Origin of the sequence: Pseudomonas sp. NPDC096925 (assembly GCF_044762545.1) — a bacterium.
Lineage (GTDB): Bacteria > Pseudomonadota > Gammaproteobacteria > Pseudomonadales > Pseudomonadaceae > Aquipseudomonas.
In genome coordinates this window covers 139,984-157,846 of record NZ_JBIWEM010000009.1, presented here as the reverse complement: position 1 = coordinate 157,846, position 17,863 = coordinate 139,984, and the positions used below count along the sequence as shown (strand labels likewise).

Here is a 17,863-nt window from a genome sequence, read left to right as displayed (position 1 = left end):
TGCAGCCCCGGGCTCTAGAACTTACTGATCATTCTTCTGATAAATGATCTTCTTGGTTCCACCATCGCAGGTCCCGACGACCATGTTCTGGTCCTTGACCTCGCTGTTGGGCACGATTTCCAGGGTATAGGACGAAACCCCTTGGGCCTGGATCTTGGCCTCGATCTCGGCTTTGAGCTCCTCGCACGGCTTGACCGCCGCCAGCGCAGATGTGGCGACCAGGGAAGCCAACACGGCGAATGCTACGCGAATCATGAAACGGCTCCTGAAAGGGCAGCGTGCTGCCGACGCTGTTTAGACTACAGCAAACCGCTCTCATTGCACCGTTTCCCCAATAAGAGCCCAGCCGCCAACGGCAAGCTCATAATCGCAAGGCAAGCATTGAATCCATCGAATGTGCCCATACAGAGTTGAAAAGGCCTGTGGCCAAACACCTTTGCGGAGGCTCCATGACGCAGCTGCGTGACCTGAAGATTTCCACCCTCGACCTGGTACCGGTACGCGCCGACGCCGGCCCGGCGCAGTCGCTGCGCAACTCGCTGGACCTTGCGCAGCACGTCGAGCGCTTTGGCTACAACCGCTTCTGGGTGGCCGAGCACCACAACATGGACGGCATCGCCAGTTCGGCGACTGCGGTGCTGATCGGCTACCTGGCCGGTGGTACCTCGAGCATTCGCGTGGGCTCTGGCGGGGTCATGCTGCCCAACCATGCGCCGCTGGTGATCGCCGAGCAGTTCGGCACCCTGGCCAGCCTGTACCCGGGGCGCATCGACCTGGGCCTGGGCCGCGCGCCGGGTTCCGACCAGATGACCGCCTACGCCCTGCGCCGCGACCGCGCCGGCGGCCCGGATGACTTCCCGGACGATGTCGAGGAACTGTCACGCTACCTCGGCCCGCGTACTGATGACCAAAAAGTGATCGCAGTGCCAGGGCACGACACCGAGGTGCCGATGTGGCTGCTCGGCTCCAGCCTGTTCAGCGCCCAGCTGGCCGGCATGCGCGGCATGCCTTACGCCTTCGCCTCGCACTTTGCGCCGCGCTACATGCACGAGGCGATCCGCGTATACCGCAACCACTTCAAGCCCTCGACCACGCTGGACAAGCCGTATGTAATGCTGGGCATCCCCATGGTGGTGGCGCAAACCGATGAAAAGGCCGAGTACCTGGCCACTTCGGTGTACCAGCGCATCCTCGCGCTGATTCGCGGGCAGAGCCTGATGCAGAAGCCGCCGGTGGAAAGCATGGATGGGCTGTGGCTACCCCATGAGCGGGATGCGGTGGGCAGCTTCCTCGGCCTGGCGATGATCGGCAGCCCGCAGAAGGTGCGGGCCAAGGTGGAAGTGCTGCTGGAGCAGACCGGCGCCGATGAGCTGATCTTTACCTGTGATCTGTATGAGCATGCGGACCGGATCCGGTCCTATGAACTGATGGCGCAGGCTCTCAAGACTGCGTGACCTTCTTCGCGGGTAAACCCGCTCCCACAGGGGTATCACAGGGCCTGAGACCGGCACCGTACCTGTGGGAGCGGGTTTACCCGCGAAGAATCCAACCCGTTAACCGCGACGGTACACAATTTCCTTGGTACCAGCCTCGCAACTACCAATCACCTTGCCAGCCGGGTCGCCCTTGTCGACGATCTCCAGCTTGTAGCCGGTAACCCCCTTGGCATCCAGCTTCGCCGCAATCTCCGCCTTGAGCTCCTCGCACGGCTTGCCCGCTGCCAGTGCACCACCCGCCAGGGTCATAAGGCCCAGCGCCAGAATCAGTTTGTTCATCACTCGCTTTCCTTGTGCAGATGAAATCAGAAAGGGCGCCCGCCAAGGCGCCCCCTTCCTGAATACCCCATCATGCCGGGCTCATCCAGCCCGACGGTGTTTCAGCTGTTGGCAATACGGAAGCCGACCTTCAGCGTGACCTGGAAGTGCGCCGCCTTGTTGTCACGGATATGACCGCGGGTATCTATCACCTCGAACCACTCCAGGTGCTTGATGCTCTTGCCGGCTTCGGCCAGGGCATTGTTGATCGCCTCTTCGATGCTGGTGGTCGACGACCCCACCAGTTCGATCTTCTTGTAAGTGTGATGATCGGTCATGAGCGCTCTCCTTGGATAACGGTGAGATTCAGCCTAGCAGCGCAGGCCGGGTTTACCTGCGAGCTGTCACCGCTGGTGAAAGTTCGATCGCACTTTCGCTTCGCCAGGCAGTCGCAACTTCTACAGCCCACAACGCGAAGGAGAGTCAACATGCACCGCAATTCGCTGCGTAAAACGTCCCTGGAAAGCATGGAAGCCGAAATCGAGAGCCTTCTGAAGACCCTGGAGAACCTCAAGCATGATGCTTCCGAGGAATCCCAGAAGTCGGTGAAGGCCATCCGCAGCAACGCCGAAAGCGCCCTCCGCCATTCCCGTAGCCTGCTGAGCGATGCCTACGAAGAAGTGAAACACCGTACCCGCCAGACTGGCATCGCCACACGCGATTACGCTCAGGAACACCCCTACACCACGGCGGGCGTTGCTATTGGTGCACTGGGCCTGCTGGCAGCCTACCTGCTGTGCAAGCGCAACTAGACTAGGCGCCCTGCCGCGCCAGCTCCGCCCGTAACCACTGCGCCAGCTGCTCGGCGCGCCCGTCCGCGGCGCGCCGGGGCACCCACAATGCCAGCGCTGCAGGGGTTGGTGAAAAGCCCCACGGCGCACTCAAACGGCCCGCCCGCAGGTCATCGGCGACCAGCGGCTGCGGTGCAATCGCCACACCCAGCCCGGCCACGGCCGCTTCCAGCAGGTAATACAGGTGCTCGAAAGCCTGACCATAGTGGAGGGCCGCCGGCTCCAGCCCCTGCTCCAGCGCCCAGGTCGGCCAGGCCTGCGGGCGCGAGGTGGTGTGTAGCAAGGCCTCGCCCAGCAAGGCCTTGGCCGGCGCACCCTGCAAGCGCTCGAAGCCGGCGAAATGCGGGCTGAGCACCGGCCCGATGCGTTCCTCGGCCAGCACATGCACCTGCATGTCCGCCGGCCACGGTGGCTCGGCATATACCAGCAGCGCATCCAGCCCCGGCCGCCGCGGGTCGAGGTCGCCTTCGCCCGCCGACAGGTGCAGGCGCAGCTCTGGCAAGTCCGCCTGCAGCCGCCCCAACCGCGGGATGAACCAGCGCGCCAGCAGGCTGCCCGAGCAGCCCAGCACGAACGGCGCCTCGCTGACATCGTGGCTGAGCTCGGCACACACGCTGCGCAGCCGGTCGAAGGCTTCGCCACTGGCATCGCGCAGACGCACACCGGCATCTGTGAGTTTGATGCCGCGCCCGTCCTTGACGAACAGCGCTACGCCCAAGTGTTCCTCGAGCACCTTGATCTGCCGGCTGACGGCGCCATGGGTGACGTGCAGCGCTTCGGCCGCCTGGCTGACGCTATTGAGCCGTGCGGTGGCCTCAAAAGCCCGCAGGGCGTTGAGGGGAGGGAGGTCGTGGGCCATTTTACCTGTGAGTTTTTCTGACAAGTTTGCGCAATCTTATCGGTTTTCAGCCGGGCTTGCCGTGGTTAGAGTAAAGCCCATCACTCATTCATTACGCCCTGGAGCGCCCCATGACCCAGTCCCAATACCGCCCCGGCCCCGACGCCAACGGCCTGTTCGGCTCGTTCGGCGGCCGCTACGTGGCCGAAACCCTGATGCCACTGGTGCTGGACCTGGCCCGCGAATACGAAGCGGCCAAGGCGGACCCCAAGTTCCTCGAAGAGCTGGCCTACTTCCAGCGCGACTACATCGGCCGCCCCAACCCACTGTACTTCGCCGAGCGCCTGACCGAGCACTGCGGTGGCGCGAAGATCTTCTTCAAGCGTGAAGAGCTCAACCACACCGGCGCGCACAAGGTGAACAACTGCATCGGCCAGGTGCTGCTGGCCAAGCGCATGGGCAAGAAGCGCCTGATCGCCGAAACCGGCGCCGGCATGCACGGTGTGGCCACTGCCACCGTTGCCGCGCGCTTCGGCCTGCCTTGCGTGATCTACATGGGCGCCACCGACATCGAGCGCCAGCAGGCCAACGTGTTCCGCATGAAGCTCCTGGGCGCCGAGATCGTCCCGGTCACCGCCGGCACCGGCACCCTGAAGGACGCCATGAACGAAGCCCTGCGCGACTGGGTCACCAACGTCGAAGACACCTTCTACCTGATCGGCACCGTGGCCGGCCCGCACCCGTACCCGGCCATGGTCCGCGACTTCCAGTCGATCATCGGCAAGGAAACCCGCGCCCAGCTGCAGGAGAAGGAAGGCCGCCTGCCAGACAGCCTGGTTGCCTGCGTCGGTGGTGGCTCCAACGCCATGGGCCTGTTCCATGAGTTCCTCGAAGAGCCAAGCGTGCAGATCATCGGCGTCGAAGCCGGTGGCCACGGCGTGCACACCGACAAGCACGCCGCCAGCCTGAACGGCGGCGTGCCGGGCGTGCTGCACGGCAACCGCACCTACCTGCTGCAGGACGAAGACGGCCAGATCACCGACGCCCACTCGATTTCCGCCGGCCTGGACTACCCGGGCATCGGCCCGGAGCACGCCTACCTGCACGAAGTGAAGCGTGTCGAGTACGTCAGCATCACCGACGACGAAGCGCTGGATGCCTTCCACGCCACCTGCCGCCTGGAAGGCATCATCCCGGCCCTGGAAAGCTCCCACGCCCTGGCCGAGGCAATCAAGCGCGCACCGAAGCTGCCCAAGGACCACCTGATGGTCGTGTGCCTGTCGGGCCGCGGCGACAAAGACATGCAAACCGTCATGAACCACATGGCCGCCCAGGAGAAACAGGCATGAGCCGTCTTGAACAACGCTTCGCCGAGCTGAAGGCCGAAGGCCGCTCGGCACTGGTCACCTTCGTCACCGCGGGCGACCCGGGCTATGACGCCTCGCTGCAGATCCTCAAGGGCCTGCCGGCAGCCGGTGCCGACGTGATCGAACTCGGCATGCCGTTCACCGACCCGATGGCCGACGGCGTGGCCATCCAGCTGGCCACCCTGCGCGCCCTGGAGGCTGGCCAGACGCTGGCCAAGACCCTGCAGATGGTTCGCGAATTCCGTGTGGATAACCAGACCACACCGATCGTACTGATGGGCTACTACAACCCGATCCACCGCTTTGGCGTGGAAAAGTTCGTGGCCGAAGCCAAGCAAGCCGGCGTCGATGGCCTGATCATCGTCGACCTGCCGCCCGAGCATGATGCCGAGCTGGCGACCCCGGCCCAGGCCGCGGGTATCGACTTCATCCGCCTGACCACCCCGACCACCGACGACGCGCGCCTGCCGCGCGTGCTGGAGCGCAGCTCCGGGTTCGTCTACTACGTGTCGGTGGCCGGTGTGACCGGTGCTGGCTCGGCGACCACCGAGCACGTGACCGAAGCCATTGCCCGCCTGCGTCGGCATACCGACCTGCCGATCAGCGTTGGCTTTGGCATTCGTACGCCGGAGCAGGCTGCGGCCATTGCCCGCCTGTCGGACGGCGTGGTGGTGGGCTCGGCGCTGGTCGACAAGATTGCCCAGGCCAAAGATGCCGATCAGGCCGTGAACGATGTATTGAGCCTGTGCTCGGCACTGGCTGAAGGGGTGCGCGGCGCCCGCCGTTGAACCGCGTCGCCATCTTCGCGGGCACGCCCGCTCCCACAGGTCCTCCACAGTTTTCAGCATCTGTGTGGTCCCTGTGGGAGCGGGCGTGCCCGCGAAGAGGCCGGCACAGGCTATAGCGGCCTATCCCCCAAAAATCGACAGGTCCAAAGGCCGCACAGCCCCCATCCAGATCGCATGGTCCCGGTGGTCTGCCAGTTCATCCCCGGTCAGCGGGTGCATGAACACCACCAACCCCTTCCGATACAACGCCAACCAAGGCAACACCACCCCCACCACCTCCGGCCCGAACGCCAGTTGGCAGCTCCAGTCCGGGTGCGGCCCGACCGGTTGCTGGTGCATGCGCCCCATGGTCACGGGGAATAACCGCGAGGCCTCCTCGCACAGTTCGCGGGCCTGCTCCATGGTCGCTGCGTCATAGTAGACGTGGGCGTGGTAACCCTTGATTCTCTGCACGATAACTCCTGATTGTGGTCCAATCATCACCACCAGCAAGGGGAATGATGCCGTGAAAAACGCCGAAACCCCAGTGTTCAAACTGGTCCTGTTCGGGCCTGAAAGCAGCCTGGGTAATGCCCTGATGGTAGAGCTGCTGTCACGCCAGCACGAAGTCACCGCCGTGGTAGACGACCTGAACCGCCATGCGCCGCGCCCCGGCCTGCACTTCAAGATAGGCGGGCTGGGCGATGCCGACCAGGCGGAGCAGGGCGCGGCAGGCGGTTCGGCGGTCATTGCCCTGTTATCGACGCTGGCGCCGGGCGATCTGCCCGGGCAAGCCCGCATGAGCGAAGCGCTGGTGGCAGGGCTGAAGCGTACGACTATACGCCGGCTGTTGCTGGTGGGCGATTTCGATGTGCTGGATGAGCCAGGCAAATACAGCGAGGTAGAGCGGGAATGTGTGGATCAGGTGGTCGACGGGTTACAGCGCAGTGCGTTGCGCTGGACCCTGATTAATGCACCACACGAGGTCCCTGGGTTGGGGATGGAGCATTTTCGCAGCACCGAAGGTACGCTGGAGCCGGAGTTGGCTGAGCCGTTGCGGCGCCTGGCCAGGGTCGCGGCGGGGATGGTGGATATGCTGGAGCTGGATTTGCACCGGGGCGAGCATCTGAACTTCGTGGTCTAGATTGCCGGCGATGGGCCGCAAAGCGGCCCCGGGGATGTCACAGGCTGCGCTCGCGCTCCAGCCAATCCACAAACCGCTGGATCAACGCCCCACGCCGCTTGCGTGGCGGCAACACCGCGTAATACCCGCGCGCCGAACGCAAACTCCCCTCCAACGGCCGGCACAACAACCCTTGCTCCACCAACCCATCCACCAGGTGCCCCCAGCCAATCGCCACCCCTTGCCCGGCAATCGCCGCCTGGATCAGCAACGTATAATTATCGAACCGCAACTGCCCCGCCGGCGGCGGGCTGGCCACGCCAAACCCGCGGAACACCCCCGCCCAGTCAAACCAGCGGCTAGCCTGCTCGCCCTTCAAATGCAGCAAGGGAAATCGTTGCAAAGCCACGGCTGACAAGGGTTTGCCATGAATCAGCCGGGGGCTGCATACCGGGAAAACTTCCTCATCGAACAGCCAGCGACTCTCGCCCTGGTGAAAGCGCCCGTCGCCAAACAGCACCGCCACGTCGATGTCCGGGCGCAACATGCCCTGGCTGCGCTCACCGGTCACCAGGCTCACGTCCACTTGTGGATAAGCCTCGTGAAAACGCTGTAGCCGTGGCATCAGCCAGAACGCCGCAAAGGCGAAGTCGGTAGCCACCTGCAGCACTTCGCGCTGGCCACGCCCACTGACCTGGGCAATGCCGTCCTCCATGGCCTGCAAGCCCTGATGCACCTGTTCGAACAGCACCTGGCCAGCCTCGGTCAGTTCGATACCCCGGTAGATGCGGTCGAACAGGCGCGTGCCCAGCTGTGACTCCAGCCGTTTGACCTGCTGGCTCACCGCCGGCTGCGTGGTACCCAGCTCCAACGCCGCAGCGGTAAAACCACGCAGGCGTGCGGCGGCCTCGAACACGCGCAAGGTATCCAGCGACAGCTCGGCAAGGTGCTCAAACATAAGCTTGGCTAATCCCAGTCATTGCCCGCCATGGGCTTTACCCATGTTATCCACAGTCGCATCTTGATAGGCAAGCGGTTCGCATAACCCTCAACGATGGAAGCTACCATGACGCGCCCGAATATCCTGTTCATCATGGCCGACCAGATGGCAGCACCCTTGCTGCCGATCTACGCCCCTTCGCCGATCCAGATGCCGTACCTGAGCCGCCTTGCCGAACAGGCGGTGGTGTTCGACTCGGCCTACTGCAACAGCCCGTTGTGCGCGCCGTCGCGCTTCACCCTGGTCAGCGGCCAGCTGCCCAGCCGCATCGGCGCCTACGACAACGCCGCCGACTTCCCCGCCGACGTACCGACCTACGCCCATTACCTGCGCCGCCTGGGCTACCGCACCGCGCTGTCGGGCAAGATGCACTTCTGCGGCCCGGACCAGCTGCATGGCTACGAAGAACGCCTGACCAGCGACATCTACCCGGCCGACTACGGCTGGGCGGTGAACTGGGATGAGCCAGACGTGCGCCCTAGCTGGTACCACAACATGTCCTCGGTGCTGCAGGCCGGCCCGTGCGTACGCACCAACCAGCTGGATTTCGACGAGGAAGTGGTGTTCAAGGCGCGCCAGTACCTGTACGACCATGTGCGCGAAAACGATGGCCGGCCGTTCTGCCTGACCGTGTCGATGACCCACCCGCACGACCCGTACACCATCCCCAGGCGCTATTGGGATCGCTACGAGGGTGTGGATATCCCCATGCCCCGCGCCGAACCCGGCCAGGCAGAACTCGACCCGCACTCGCTGCGTCTGCTGAAGGTTTACGACCTGTGGGACAAGCCGCTGCCTGTGGACAAGGTCCGTGACGCCCGCCGTGCCTACTTCGGCGCCTGCAGCTACATCGACGACAACATCGGCCTGCTGCTGCAGACCCTGGAGGAATGCAACCTGGCCGAAGACACCCTGATCGTGTTCTCCGGTGACCACGGTGACATGCTTGGCGAGCGCGGCCTCTGGTACAAGATGCACTGGTTCGAGATGTCGGCACGGGTGCCGCTGCTGGTGCACGCGCCGAAGCGCTTCGTGCCAGCCCGGGTCAGCGCCTCGGTGTCGACCTGCGACCTGCTGCCGACCCTGGTCGAGCTGGCTGGCGGCGCTGTGGATAACCACCTGCACCTGGATGGCCGCTCACTGGTCGGCCACCTGCAAGGGCAGGGCGGCCATGACGAAGTGATCGGCGAGTACATGGCCGAAGGCACCGTCGGCCCGCTGATGATGATCCGCCGCGGGCCTTACAAGTTCGTGTACAGCGAAGACGACCCGTGCCTACTCTACGACCTGAGCCGCGACCCGCACGAGCGGGAGAACCTCACCGACAGCCCGGAGCACCAGGCGCTGCTGCAGGCATTTGTCGATGAAGCACAGCAGCGCTGGGATATCCCCAGCTTGCGCCAGCAGGTACTGACCAGCCAGCGGCGCCGCCGCCTGGTGGCCGAGGCGCTGGCCATCGGCAAGCTGAAAAGCTGGGACCACCAACCGCTGGTGGACGCCAGCCAACAGTACATGCGCAACCATATCGATCTCGACGACCTCGAGCGCAAGGCACGTTATCCACAGCCCGCCCCCCTGGATTGAGAAGAGAGGCCGCCATGCACAAGTTCTCCGCCGCCGTGTTCGCCCTGGCCCTGAGCCTGGGTACCGCCACGGCCCACGCCGCCGACAGCGACGCGCAATGCAGTACCGTGAAGATGGCCGACCCCGGCTGGAGCGATATCGCTTCCACCAACGCCGTGACCCGCCTGCTTCTGGAAAGCCTGGGTTACCAGGTAAAAATCGATAGCCTGGCCGTGCCGATCATCTACGGCGGCCTCAAGGATGGCCGGGTCGATGCCTTCCTCGGCAACTGGATGCCGGCGCAGCAGGGCTTTCATGACAAGTTCATCGCCAATGGCGATGTGCAGCAACTGGCGCGCAACCTGGAAGGAACCGAATTCACCCTGGCAGTGCCCGACTATGTGTGGAATGCCGGGGTGAAGGACTTCGCCGACCTGCAGAAACACGCCGATCAGTTCGACAAGAAGCTGTACGGGATTGGCTCCGGGGCACCCGCCAACCTGTCGTTGAAGGAAATCATCGACAAGAATGAGTTCAACCTTGGCCAGTGGAAGCTGGTGGAGTCCAGCGAGCAGGCGATGCTGGCGCAGGTCGACCGTGCGGTGAAGAAACAGCAGTTCATCACCTTCCTCGGCTGGACCCCGCACCCGATGAACGTAAAGCTGAAGATGCACTACCTGAGCGGCGGGGAGCAGTGGTTTGGCAGCAAGGGCGAGGTGTATACCCTGACCCGCAAGGGTTATCCACAAGCCTGCCCGAATGCGGCCAGGCTGCTAGGTAACCTGAAGTTCACGCTGGACATGGAAAACAGCATCATGGCCGAGGTTGTGGACAAGAAGATCAGCTTCGATGATGCGGCCAAGGCCTGGGTGAAGGCACATCCCGAGTTGCTGGAAGGGTGGCTGGCCGGGGTGACTACCAAGGCCGATGGCAATGCCCTGGAGGCTGTCAAAGCCAAACTGTAACCTGACAAGCAAACCTCTATCCCTGTGGGAGCGGGTTCACCCGCGAATGCGTCGGTAGATTCACTGCAGCATTCGCGGGTAAACCCGCTCCCACAGGGGACAGTGCAATTTCAGGATTGTGGATAACCCATGCATCGCCTCACTCACCTGCTGCCCTTCCTCACCTGGCTGCCCCGCCAATCGGGCCGTAGCCTGCGCCAGGACCTGCTGGTGGGCCTGAGCGGCGCAATCCTCGCCCTGCCGCAATCCATTGCCTACGCCCTGATCGCCGGCCTGCCCGCCGAATACGGCCTGTACGCCGCCATCGTGCCAGTGCTGATCGCCTGCCTGTGGGGCTCGTCCTGGCACCTGATCTGCGGCCCGACCGCTGCCATCTCCATCGTCCTCTATGCCAGCATCAGCCCGCTGGCCGTGGCCGGTAGCGCCGACTACGTCACCCTGGTGCTGCTGCTGACCTTCCTCGGCGGCATCTTCCAGTTGCTGCTGGGGCTTTTGCGCTTCGGTGCACTGGTCAATTTCGTCTCCCATTCCGTGGTGCTCGGCTTCACCTTGGGCGCCGCTGTCGTCATTGCCCTGGGCCAGCTGCCCAACCTGCTGGGCATGGACCTGCCCAGCCAGGCCACGGCGCTGAAGACCGTGCAGGACCTGGCCAGCCATGCCGGCGAGGCCGACCTGCCTTCCTTGATTCTGGGCCTGGCCACAGTAGCGATCGGCGTGGCCTTCAAAGTCTGGCGCCCACGCTGGCCCAGCCTGTTGATAAGTCTGATTTTGGTGAGCCTGCTGGCCTGGTTGCTGCCCGGGTTCTTTGGCCATGTGCCGCGTGTGCCGGCATTCACCGGGCAGCTGCCACCCTTCAGCCCGCTGCCCTTGCTGGATGTGGAACTGATCCTGCGCCTGCTGCCCAGCGCCGTGGCGGTGGGCATGCTCGGGCTGGTCACCAGTCTGTCGATCGCCCGCTCGTTGTCGGCACGTTCGGAGCAGTTGATCGACGCAGACCAGGAAATACGCGCACAGGGCCTGTCGAACATCGTCGGTGCGTTTTTCTCCGGTTACCTGTCTTCCGGCTCCTTCACCCGCTCCGGGCTGAGCTACGACGCCGGCGCCCGCTCGCCCATGGCCGGGGTATTCTCGGCGCTGTGGGTGGCGGTGTTCGCCGTTGCCGGGGCCGGGCTGATCGCGCACCTGCCAATTCCGGCCATGGCCGGCAGCATCCTGTTGATCTGCTGGGGATTGGTGGACCACCGGGGAATTCGCGCGCTGTTCCGGGTGAGCCGCTCGGAGTTTCTGGTAATGGCACTGACGGCGGCGGCGACCTTGTTGCTGGAATTGCAGACGGCGATCTATGCCGGGGTGCTGGCGTCGCTGTTCTTCTATCTGAAGCGAACGTCACGGCCACGGGTACAGCAGAGCCGTGAAGGTGATGCGGATGTATTGCGGGTGGGCGGTTCGATCTTCTTTGGTGCGGCGCATTACCTGCAGGTGCGCTTGCAGCGCTGCCAGGGGCCGCATGTGGTGATCGATGCGCGGCAGGTGAACTTCATCGATTACTCGGGTGTGGATATGTTGCACCGCGAGGCGCGGCGGTTGCGGCGGGCGGGGGGGAGTCTGACCCTGCATCGGGCCAGGCCGCAGGTGATCGAGGAATTGCAGAAGCTGGAAGGGGTGGAGATGTGTCCGATCCGGTTTGAGGAGTGATAGCTGAGATCCTGGGGCTGCTTTGCAGCCCATCGCGACACAAGGCCGCTCCCACAGATCCAATGTGGGAGCGGCCTTGTGTCGCGAAAGGGCCGCAAAGCGGCCCCGACAATCTCAGCCCCGAGCCAGCTGCCGGCGCAACTCTGCCAAAACCGGCGCCGTATCCGGCCGCACCCCACGCCAGATAAAGAAAGCCTCAGCCGCCTGCTCAGCCAGCATCCCCAGCCCATCCAGCACCTTGGCCGCCCCCAGCTTCTCTGCCCACTGGCAAAACGGCGTAGGCTCCTTGCCATACATCATGTCGTAGCAAACCGTGCGCCCGGCCTCGACCAGGCTGTCGGCAATCGGCGGCAACTCACCGGCCAGGCTCGCCGAAGTGGCATTGATGATCACATCCACCGGCTCTTGCAACCAGGCAAACCCGCTGGCCACCACCGGCCCCAGTTCATCGAACTCACGCGCCAGCTGCTCGGCCTTTTCCACGGTACGGTTGGCAATCACCAGTGACTGCGGCTTGTGCGCCAAGATCGGCTCCAGCACGCCACGCACCGCACCACCAGCACCCAGGATCAGAATGCGTTTGCCCGCCAGCTCGACCCCGGCATTCACCGTCAGGTCGCGCACCAGGCCAGCGCCATCAGTGTTGTCGCCCTGCAGGGTGCCGTCGGCCAGCTTGCTGAGTGTGTTCACCGCGCCAGCGCGCCGGGCACGCGGAGTCAGGCTGTCGCACAGGCGATAGGCCTCTTCCTTGAACGGCACGGTGACGTTGCCGCCGCGGCCTTGCTTGAAGAAGCCGCGTGCGCAGTCGCTGAACTCGTCCAGTGGCGCCAGCAGCGTGGCGTACTCCAGGTCCTGCCCGGTCTGTTCGGCGAACAGGCGATGGATCAGCGGCGACTTGCTGTGGCCGATGGGGTTACCAAAAACGACGTACTGGTCCATGACGGCTCCTAGGTTATCCACAGGCTTACTGACCGAGCCAGTCGCGGTCCTGCAGGAAGTATTCGGTCAGGCGCGCTTCTTCGCTGCCGGGCGCGGCCTTCCAGTCGTAGCCCCAGCGCACCTGCGGCGGCAACGACATGAGGATGGACTCGGTGCGGCCACCGGACTGCAGGCCGAACAGGGTGCCACGGTCATAGACCAGATTGAACTCCACATAGCGGCCACGGCGGTATTCCTGGAACTCGCGCTGCTGCGGCGTGTAGGGCGTGTCCTTGCGGCGCTGGACAATTGGCAGGTAGGCGTTGATGTAGGCATCGCCGATGGCGCGGATGAAGGCGAAGCAGGTGTCGAAGTCCCACTCGTTCAGGTCATCGAAGAACAGGCCACCAATGCCGCGTGGCTCGCCACGGTGCTTGAGGTGGAAGTAGCGGTCGCACCAGGCCTTGTAGCGCGGGTACACGTCGGCGCCGAACGGCGCGCAGGCCTGCTCGGCCACGCGGTGCCAGTGGATGCAGTCTTCTTCATTGCCGTAGTACGGGGTCAGGTCGAAGCCGCCGCCGAACCACCAGACAGCCTCTTCACCTTCCTTTTCGGCGATGAAGAAACGCACGTTGGCGTGGGAGGTGGGCACATGCGGGTTGTGCGGATGGATCACCAGCGACACGCCCAGGGCCTCGAAGCCACGGCCCGCCAGCTCGGGGCGGTGGGCACTGGCCGACGGCGGCAGGCCGGCGCCGAACACATGGGAGAAGTTGACCCCGCCTTTCTCGATCACCTTGCCGTCACCGATCACCCGCGTGCGGCCCCCGCCACCGGCTTCGCGCACCCAGGCGTCCTCGACGAAGCGGGCGCCGCCGTCTTCTGTTTCGAGGGCAGAGCAGATGCGATCTTGCAGGTCGAGCAGGTAGGCTTTCACGGCCTCGGTGCGGCTAGTCATCGGGTCACCAGGAACGGGCAGGGAAGAATTCGCCGCGTAGCATACCACCGCCAGCCCACGCGCCGCAGTTGACGGCGATCATGCAAAGGCGTCCGATAGAAGGCCTTTCCCGATCCCGACGACAGGAGTGCGAGATGGCCAAGCGTATCCAGTTCAGCCAGCATGGCGGCCCGGAAGTGCTGCAGTTTGTGGAATTCGAACCAGCCCCACCCGGGCCACAGCAGGTACGTGTGCGTAACCATGCGATCGGCCTGAACTTCATCGATACCTACTTCCGCAGCGGGCTGTATGCGCCGCCGTCCCTGCCTTCGGGGCTGGGCACTGAAGCGGCTGGCGTGGTCGAGGCCGTGGGCGAGGGCGTGACCCGGTTGAAAGTGGGTGACCGCGTGGCCCATGCCGGCGGCCCGCTGGGCGCGTACAGCGAAGTGCATACGCTGCCGGAAGCCAACCTGGTCAAGTTGCCCGACAACATCAGCTTCGAGCAGGCGGCGGCGGTGATGCTCAAGGGTTTGACCGTGCAGTACCTGCTGAAGCAGACCTATGAGGTGAAGGCGGGTGACGTGATCCTGTTCCACGCAGCAGCTGGCGGCGTGGGTTCGTTGGCGTGCCAGTGGGCCAAGGCCTTGGGCGCCAAGCTGATCGGGACCGTGAGTTCTGCCGAGAAGGCCGAGCGGGCCATGGCGCTAGGGGCGTGGGCGACCATCGACTACAGCCATGAGGACGTGGTCAAGCGGGTGCTGGAGCTGACCGACGGCAAGAAATGCCCGGTGGTGTATGACGGTGTGGGTGCCGATACCTGGCTGACCTCGCTGGACTGCCTGCAGCCTCGTGGGTTGATGGTGAGCTTTGGCAATGCCTCAGGCGCGGTGAGCGGGGTGAACCTGGGAATTCTGGCGCAGAAGGGTTCGCTGTATGTGACCCGGCCGACCCTGGCGAGCTATGCCAACAATGCCGAGAATACCCAGGCCATGGCCGATGACCTGTTTGCGATGATTGGTAGTGGGAAACTGGTAGTGGATATCCAGCAGCGGTATCCGCTGAGTGAGGCGGCCAAGGCGCAGGCAGAGCTGTCGGCGCGGCGGACTGTGGGGTCGACTGTTTTGTTGCCTTGATTGGTAGAGGGCCGAATTGAGGCGACCAGGTGCTTGCCTTGGTTTTTGTGGTGTTGCGGATATCGAGCGCCGCCCGCGCGGCGCATCGCGAGCAAGCTCGCTCCTACATTTGTTTCGGGCCAGGTATTCCTGAGGTAGGCGCGCGCGGCCCCTTGGCGTTCACCTCAATATCGTGTGGAACAAACAAGGCGGTCGCGCGCGCTGGCGCAGGCGTTACTGGCCTGAAACAGATGTAGGAGCGAGCTTGCTCGCGATGCGCCGCGCGGGCGGCGCTCGATCTCACAGGCGCTAAAAAACCTAAAGGCGGACACTTGTCAGCCCTCACACCTTCTTCTGCGACGGCGAATTCGACTCGATGCCATCGAGTATCGCCTCCACCACACCCTCTGCCATTTCAATCGCATGCAGGTTCGACCAGAACATGCCACGGCCTTCTTCGCGCATGTAATCCAGGGCTTTGTAGCCGGTCTCGTAGGCGCTGCGCAGGTACAGGGCCACGTGGACCAGAGCGTCCTCGGCGGAAATGTTCGGGTTTACGGTGAACAGCGGTTCATGGCCGGCATCGCATCGACCAAACGGGCGGGTAGAAGTACAGGGTAGGGATGGATCGGGGACTATCTTCTTCATCTTGAGATCTCGCTTCATGGCCGCGCCCATTCGTTACCACGCGAATAGGTGGCAGCTGTACGCGGGGTGGTAAACCGGGTGGGAGATCTCAAAACCCAGCAGGCACGAAGCCTCCCGCGCACAGCCGCCATGGACTGCCAAGATCACCCTAATCCCGGGTTACCACACCCGATCGCCAAGGTATTCAGCGATGGATGAAGCCTAGAGACACTGGTTCCCACTGAGAAGGTGATGGCAGGGGACGCGGCTCGTAGGATATTTCCCAATCCTCAAACCGGACAGCCATTCCGGACAAAATCAGAAAAATCTGGGGGGCTTGGCCCTGACCTGTGGGAGCGGGCATGCCCGCGAACACGGGCGCAGCCCGTGCCAGGCACCGCGTTGGATTCTTCGCGGGCTCGCCCGCTCCCACAGGAGGTCGCGACCAGGCCAGTGGATATGTATCAGCCTGGCCGAACGACTTCGCCAGTGGCCAGGTTGCGAATCACGCTCGGGTTCTTCCTTCCACCCAACGCCCCGCCCAGCACCAGATCCAGCTGCCCATGGAAGTACTGCTCCACCCGCAACCGGGTCTTCGCCGCCGGGCGCCCGCCCGGGTTGCACGAAGTGGAAATCAACGGCCCCACCAGCGCGCACAGCTCACGCACCACCGGATGGTCGCTGACCCGCAACGCCACGGTGTCATGCTCCCCGGTCACCCACTCGGGCAACAGGTCCTGGTGCGGCACCAGCCAGGTATTCGGCCCCGGCCAGGTGCTGCCCATGCGATCAATCCAGTCCTCGGGGAAATCCTCGAACAAAAAGTCGAACTGGCGGATGTTGTCGGCGACCAGGATCAGGCCTTTATCCACAGGCCGGGACTTCAGCGCCAGCAGGCGATACACCGCGTCCTCGTTCCACGGGTCGCAGCCCAGGCCCCAGACCGCTTCCGTCGGGTAGGCAATCACTGCGCCCGCCCGGATCTCACGTGCGGCTTGTTGCACACGAAAACTGCTCACCATTTCTGTTACTCCGCCTAAATACCTTGCTGGTGAGCAGTGTACTTAGCCCGTGCGGGCAAACCAACGCCCGGCTTCATTGCTGACCCGGCCTTCCAGTTCAAGCTCGGTCAGCTGTGCCAGCACATCGGCCAACGGCTGCTCGCTGCAGTGGGCCAGGCTTTCGCTGGTCTGCGGCGCGGCATGCAGCAGGGCAAGCAGGGGATGGTCGAATTTGTTCACAACCGCAGGCGGCAGGTTCTGCCAGCCCTGCAGGCTTTCCAGGATCTGTTCCACGCTCTCCACCAGCAGCGCACCGTCACGAATCAACTGGTGGCAGCCCTTGGCCCCGGGGTGGTGAATGGAGCCCGGTATGGCATACACCTCACGGCCTTGCTCGGCGGCCAGGCGTGCGGTGATCAGCGAACCACTGGCCAGGCTGGCCTCGACCACCAGCACGCCCAGCGACAGGCCACTGATGATGCGATTGCGCCGCGGGAAGTTGCCGGGCAGTGGCCCGGCATCCAGCGGGTACTCGGAAACCAGCGCGCCGCCATTGTCGATCATCGCTTGCGCAAGCGACTTGTGGCGCTGTGGATAAAGTTTTTGCAACCCCGTACCGAGCACGCCAATCGTGCCGCCACCCGCCTGCAGTGCGGCCCGATGAGCGGCACCGTCGATGCCCACGGCCAAGCCGCTGGTAATGGTGAAACCGGCCTGCGCCAGGTAACGGGAAAATGCCGCAGCGGTGTCGAGCGCCGGGGGTGAAGCACGTCTGCTGCCCACAATTGCCAGCTGTGGGCGCTCGAGCAAGGCCGGGTCGCCAGCGATGAAAAGCAGCGGTGGGGCATCGTCGATTTCCGCCAATAGTGGCGGGTAGCCAGGGTTGTCCCACATCAGTAAATGCTGGCCCGGGCGCTCTAGCCAGGCCATTGCGGCCAGTGCACCTTCACGTACTTCGGCACTGCGGCGGGCATCGATGGTGGCCTGTGGTATGCCCAATGCGCGCCAGGCGCCGGCCGGTGCGCACAGTGCCGACGAAGCACTGCCAAAGGCTTCCAGCAAGGTGTTAAAGCGACGCAATCCTGTTTCCGGCAGCCGGTGCAGGCGCAATCGCGCCTCCAGTTCGGCAGGCGGAAGAGGCGACAAATGGTAGCTCTGCATATGGATCATCCTTGATCGAAATAGGGCCATCGACGTGGCACAAGCTGTGGATAACTTTGTTGATAACGCTTTGACAACCTGTCCATCGAATGGGCTATAAGCAGCCCTTGGAAACCCTAGCCGAGCTTTGCCAGGTGCTGAAATCCCCGTTTCCCTTTATTATGTGTGCTCAGTTTTCAACCGA

At 63.8% G+C, this 17,863-nt stretch carries 20 protein-coding genes; 9 read left to right on the top strand and 11 right to left on the bottom strand.

What is annotated here, in order from left to right; all coding sequences use genetic code 11:
• Positions 1–21: 21 nt before the first annotated feature.
• On the bottom strand, positions 22–255 hold the full coding sequence (locus ACIQYU_RS22770; protein ID WP_207831459.1) for a DUF1161 domain-containing protein: 234 nt from the start codon (positions 253–255) through the stop codon (positions 22–24).
• A 194-nt stretch (positions 256–449) separates the two neighbouring features.
• On the opposite strand from ACIQYU_RS22770, the gene ACIQYU_RS22765 reads away from it, so the two are divergent.
• A complete protein-coding gene (locus ACIQYU_RS22765) occupies positions 450–1,454 on the top strand; it encodes an LLM class flavin-dependent oxidoreductase (protein ID WP_233693996.1) in 1,005 nt (334 codons plus the stop codon).
• 99 nt (positions 1,455–1,553) lie between these two features.
• Here ACIQYU_RS22765 and ACIQYU_RS22760 read toward each other — a convergent pair whose 3' ends face one another.
• Both ACIQYU_RS22760 and ACIQYU_RS22755 read right to left on the bottom strand, forming a co-directional pair.
• Positions 1,554–1,775 (bottom strand): DUF1161 domain-containing protein, encoded by a 222-nt coding sequence (locus ACIQYU_RS22760; protein ID WP_003261041.1) that lies wholly within the window; start codon positions 1,773–1,775, stop codon positions 1,554–1,556.
• 101 nt (positions 1,776–1,876) lie between these two features.
• Positions 1,877–2,092 (bottom strand): dodecin, encoded by a 216-nt coding sequence (locus tag ACIQYU_RS22755; protein ID WP_013970282.1) that lies wholly within the window; start codon positions 2,090–2,092, stop codon positions 1,877–1,879.
• Positions 2,093–2,242: 150 nt separating this feature from the next.
• Between ACIQYU_RS22755 and ACIQYU_RS22750 the strand changes: the two genes are divergently transcribed.
• Positions 2,243–2,566: a YqjD family protein gene (locus ACIQYU_RS22750; protein ID WP_063912320.1), complete on the top strand. Its 324-nt coding sequence runs from the start codon at positions 2,243–2,245 to the stop codon at positions 2,564–2,566.
• Position 2,567: 1 nt separating this feature from the next.
• On the opposite strand, the gene ACIQYU_RS22745 is transcribed toward ACIQYU_RS22750, so the two are convergent.
• The gene (locus ACIQYU_RS22745) at positions 2,568–3,464 is read right to left on the bottom strand and encodes a LysR family transcriptional regulator (protein ID WP_063912319.1); all 897 of its coding nucleotides are present in this window, start codon (positions 3,462–3,464) and stop codon (positions 2,568–2,570) included.
• A 110-nt stretch (positions 3,465–3,574) separates the two neighbouring features.
• On the opposite strand from ACIQYU_RS22745, the gene trpB reads away from it, so the two are divergent.
• Together trpB and trpA are read left to right on the top strand one after the other, a co-directional pair.
• A complete protein-coding gene (trpB, locus tag ACIQYU_RS22740) occupies positions 3,575–4,792 on the top strand; it encodes a tryptophan synthase subunit beta (protein WP_015268451.1) in 1,218 nt (405 codons plus the stop codon).
• On the top strand, positions 4,789–5,598 hold the full coding sequence (gene trpA / locus ACIQYU_RS22735) for a tryptophan synthase subunit alpha (protein WP_233688225.1): 810 nt from the start codon (positions 4,789–4,791) through the stop codon (positions 5,596–5,598). The genes trpB and trpA overlap by 4 nt, the downstream gene beginning before the upstream one ends.
• Before the next feature lie 120 nt (positions 5,599–5,718).
• On the opposite strand, the gene ACIQYU_RS22730 is transcribed toward trpA, so the two are convergent.
• A complete protein-coding gene (locus tag ACIQYU_RS22730) occupies positions 5,719–6,051 on the bottom strand; it encodes a DOPA 4,5-dioxygenase family protein (protein WP_207831453.1) in 333 nt (110 codons plus the stop codon).
• Positions 6,052–6,103: 52 nt separating this feature from the next.
• Here ACIQYU_RS22730 and ACIQYU_RS22725 point away from each other — a divergent pair, with 52 nt between their 5' ends.
• Positions 6,104–6,721, top strand: coding sequence for an NAD(P)-dependent oxidoreductase (locus ACIQYU_RS22725; RefSeq protein WP_402802330.1), 618 nt, complete (start codon positions 6,104–6,106; stop codon positions 6,719–6,721).
• A gap of 37 nt (positions 6,722–6,758) precedes the next feature.
• On the opposite strand, the gene ACIQYU_RS22720 is transcribed toward ACIQYU_RS22725, so the two are convergent.
• A complete protein-coding gene (locus tag ACIQYU_RS22720) occupies positions 6,759–7,658 on the bottom strand; it encodes a choline sulfate utilization transcriptional regulator (protein WP_233688223.1) in 900 nt (299 codons plus the stop codon).
• A 108-nt stretch (positions 7,659–7,766) separates the two neighbouring features.
• Here ACIQYU_RS22720 and betC point away from each other — a divergent pair, with 108 nt between their 5' ends.
• The 3 genes from betC to ACIQYU_RS22705 all read left to right on the top strand — a co-directional run bounded on the left by betC (position 7,767) and on the right by ACIQYU_RS22705 (position 11,923).
• Positions 7,767–9,284, top strand: a complete 1,518-nt coding sequence (gene betC / locus ACIQYU_RS22715; RefSeq protein ID WP_233688222.1) for a choline-sulfatase — start codon at positions 7,767–7,769, stop codon at positions 9,282–9,284.
• Between the two features lie 14 nt (positions 9,285–9,298).
• On the top strand, positions 9,299–10,228 hold the full coding sequence (gene choX, locus ACIQYU_RS22710) for a choline ABC transporter substrate-binding protein (protein WP_207831444.1): 930 nt from the start codon (positions 9,299–9,301) through the stop codon (positions 10,226–10,228).
• A gap of 129 nt (positions 10,229–10,357) precedes the next feature.
• The gene (locus ACIQYU_RS22705) at positions 10,358–11,923 is read left to right on the top strand and encodes a SulP family inorganic anion transporter (RefSeq protein ID WP_402802326.1); all 1,566 of its coding nucleotides are present in this window, start codon (positions 10,358–10,360) and stop codon (positions 11,921–11,923) included.
• A gap of 114 nt (positions 11,924–12,037) precedes the next feature.
• Here ACIQYU_RS22705 and aroE read toward each other — a convergent pair whose 3' ends face one another.
• Positions 12,038–12,862: a shikimate dehydrogenase gene (gene aroE / locus ACIQYU_RS22700; RefSeq protein ID WP_015268442.1), complete on the bottom strand. Its 825-nt coding sequence runs from the start codon at positions 12,860–12,862 to the stop codon at positions 12,038–12,040.
• Positions 12,863–12,887: 25 nt separating this feature from the next.
• On the bottom strand, positions 12,888–13,799 hold the full coding sequence (hemF, locus tag ACIQYU_RS22695) for an oxygen-dependent coproporphyrinogen oxidase (protein ID WP_014754944.1): 912 nt from the start codon (positions 13,797–13,799) through the stop codon (positions 12,888–12,890).
• Between the two features lie 134 nt (positions 13,800–13,933).
• Between hemF and ACIQYU_RS22690 the strand changes: the two genes are divergently transcribed.
• Entirely contained in the window at positions 13,934–14,911 is a 978-nt protein-coding gene (locus tag ACIQYU_RS22690; protein WP_233687628.1) for an NADPH:quinone reductase, read from the top strand.
• Between the two features lie 321 nt (positions 14,912–15,232).
• Here ACIQYU_RS22690 and ACIQYU_RS22685 read toward each other — a convergent pair whose 3' ends face one another.
• The 3 genes from ACIQYU_RS22685 to dprA all read right to left on the bottom strand — a co-directional run bounded on the left by ACIQYU_RS22685 (position 15,233) and on the right by dprA (position 17,679).
• Positions 15,233–15,538 carry a DUF3077 domain-containing protein gene (locus tag ACIQYU_RS22685; RefSeq protein ID WP_233687627.1) on the bottom strand — a complete coding sequence of 102 codons (306 nt, stop codon included), beginning with the start codon at positions 15,536–15,538 and terminating at the stop codon, positions 15,233–15,235.
• A 443-nt stretch (positions 15,539–15,981) separates the two neighbouring features.
• Positions 15,982–16,539: an L-threonylcarbamoyladenylate synthase gene (locus ACIQYU_RS22680; RefSeq protein WP_023660948.1), complete on the bottom strand. Its 558-nt coding sequence runs from the start codon at positions 16,537–16,539 to the stop codon at positions 15,982–15,984.
• Positions 16,540–16,581: 42 nt separating this feature from the next.
• Positions 16,582–17,679 (bottom strand): DNA-processing protein DprA, encoded by a 1,098-nt coding sequence (dprA, locus tag ACIQYU_RS22675; protein ID WP_402802318.1) that lies wholly within the window; start codon positions 17,677–17,679, stop codon positions 16,582–16,584.
• Positions 17,680–17,863 lie beyond the last annotated feature (184 nt).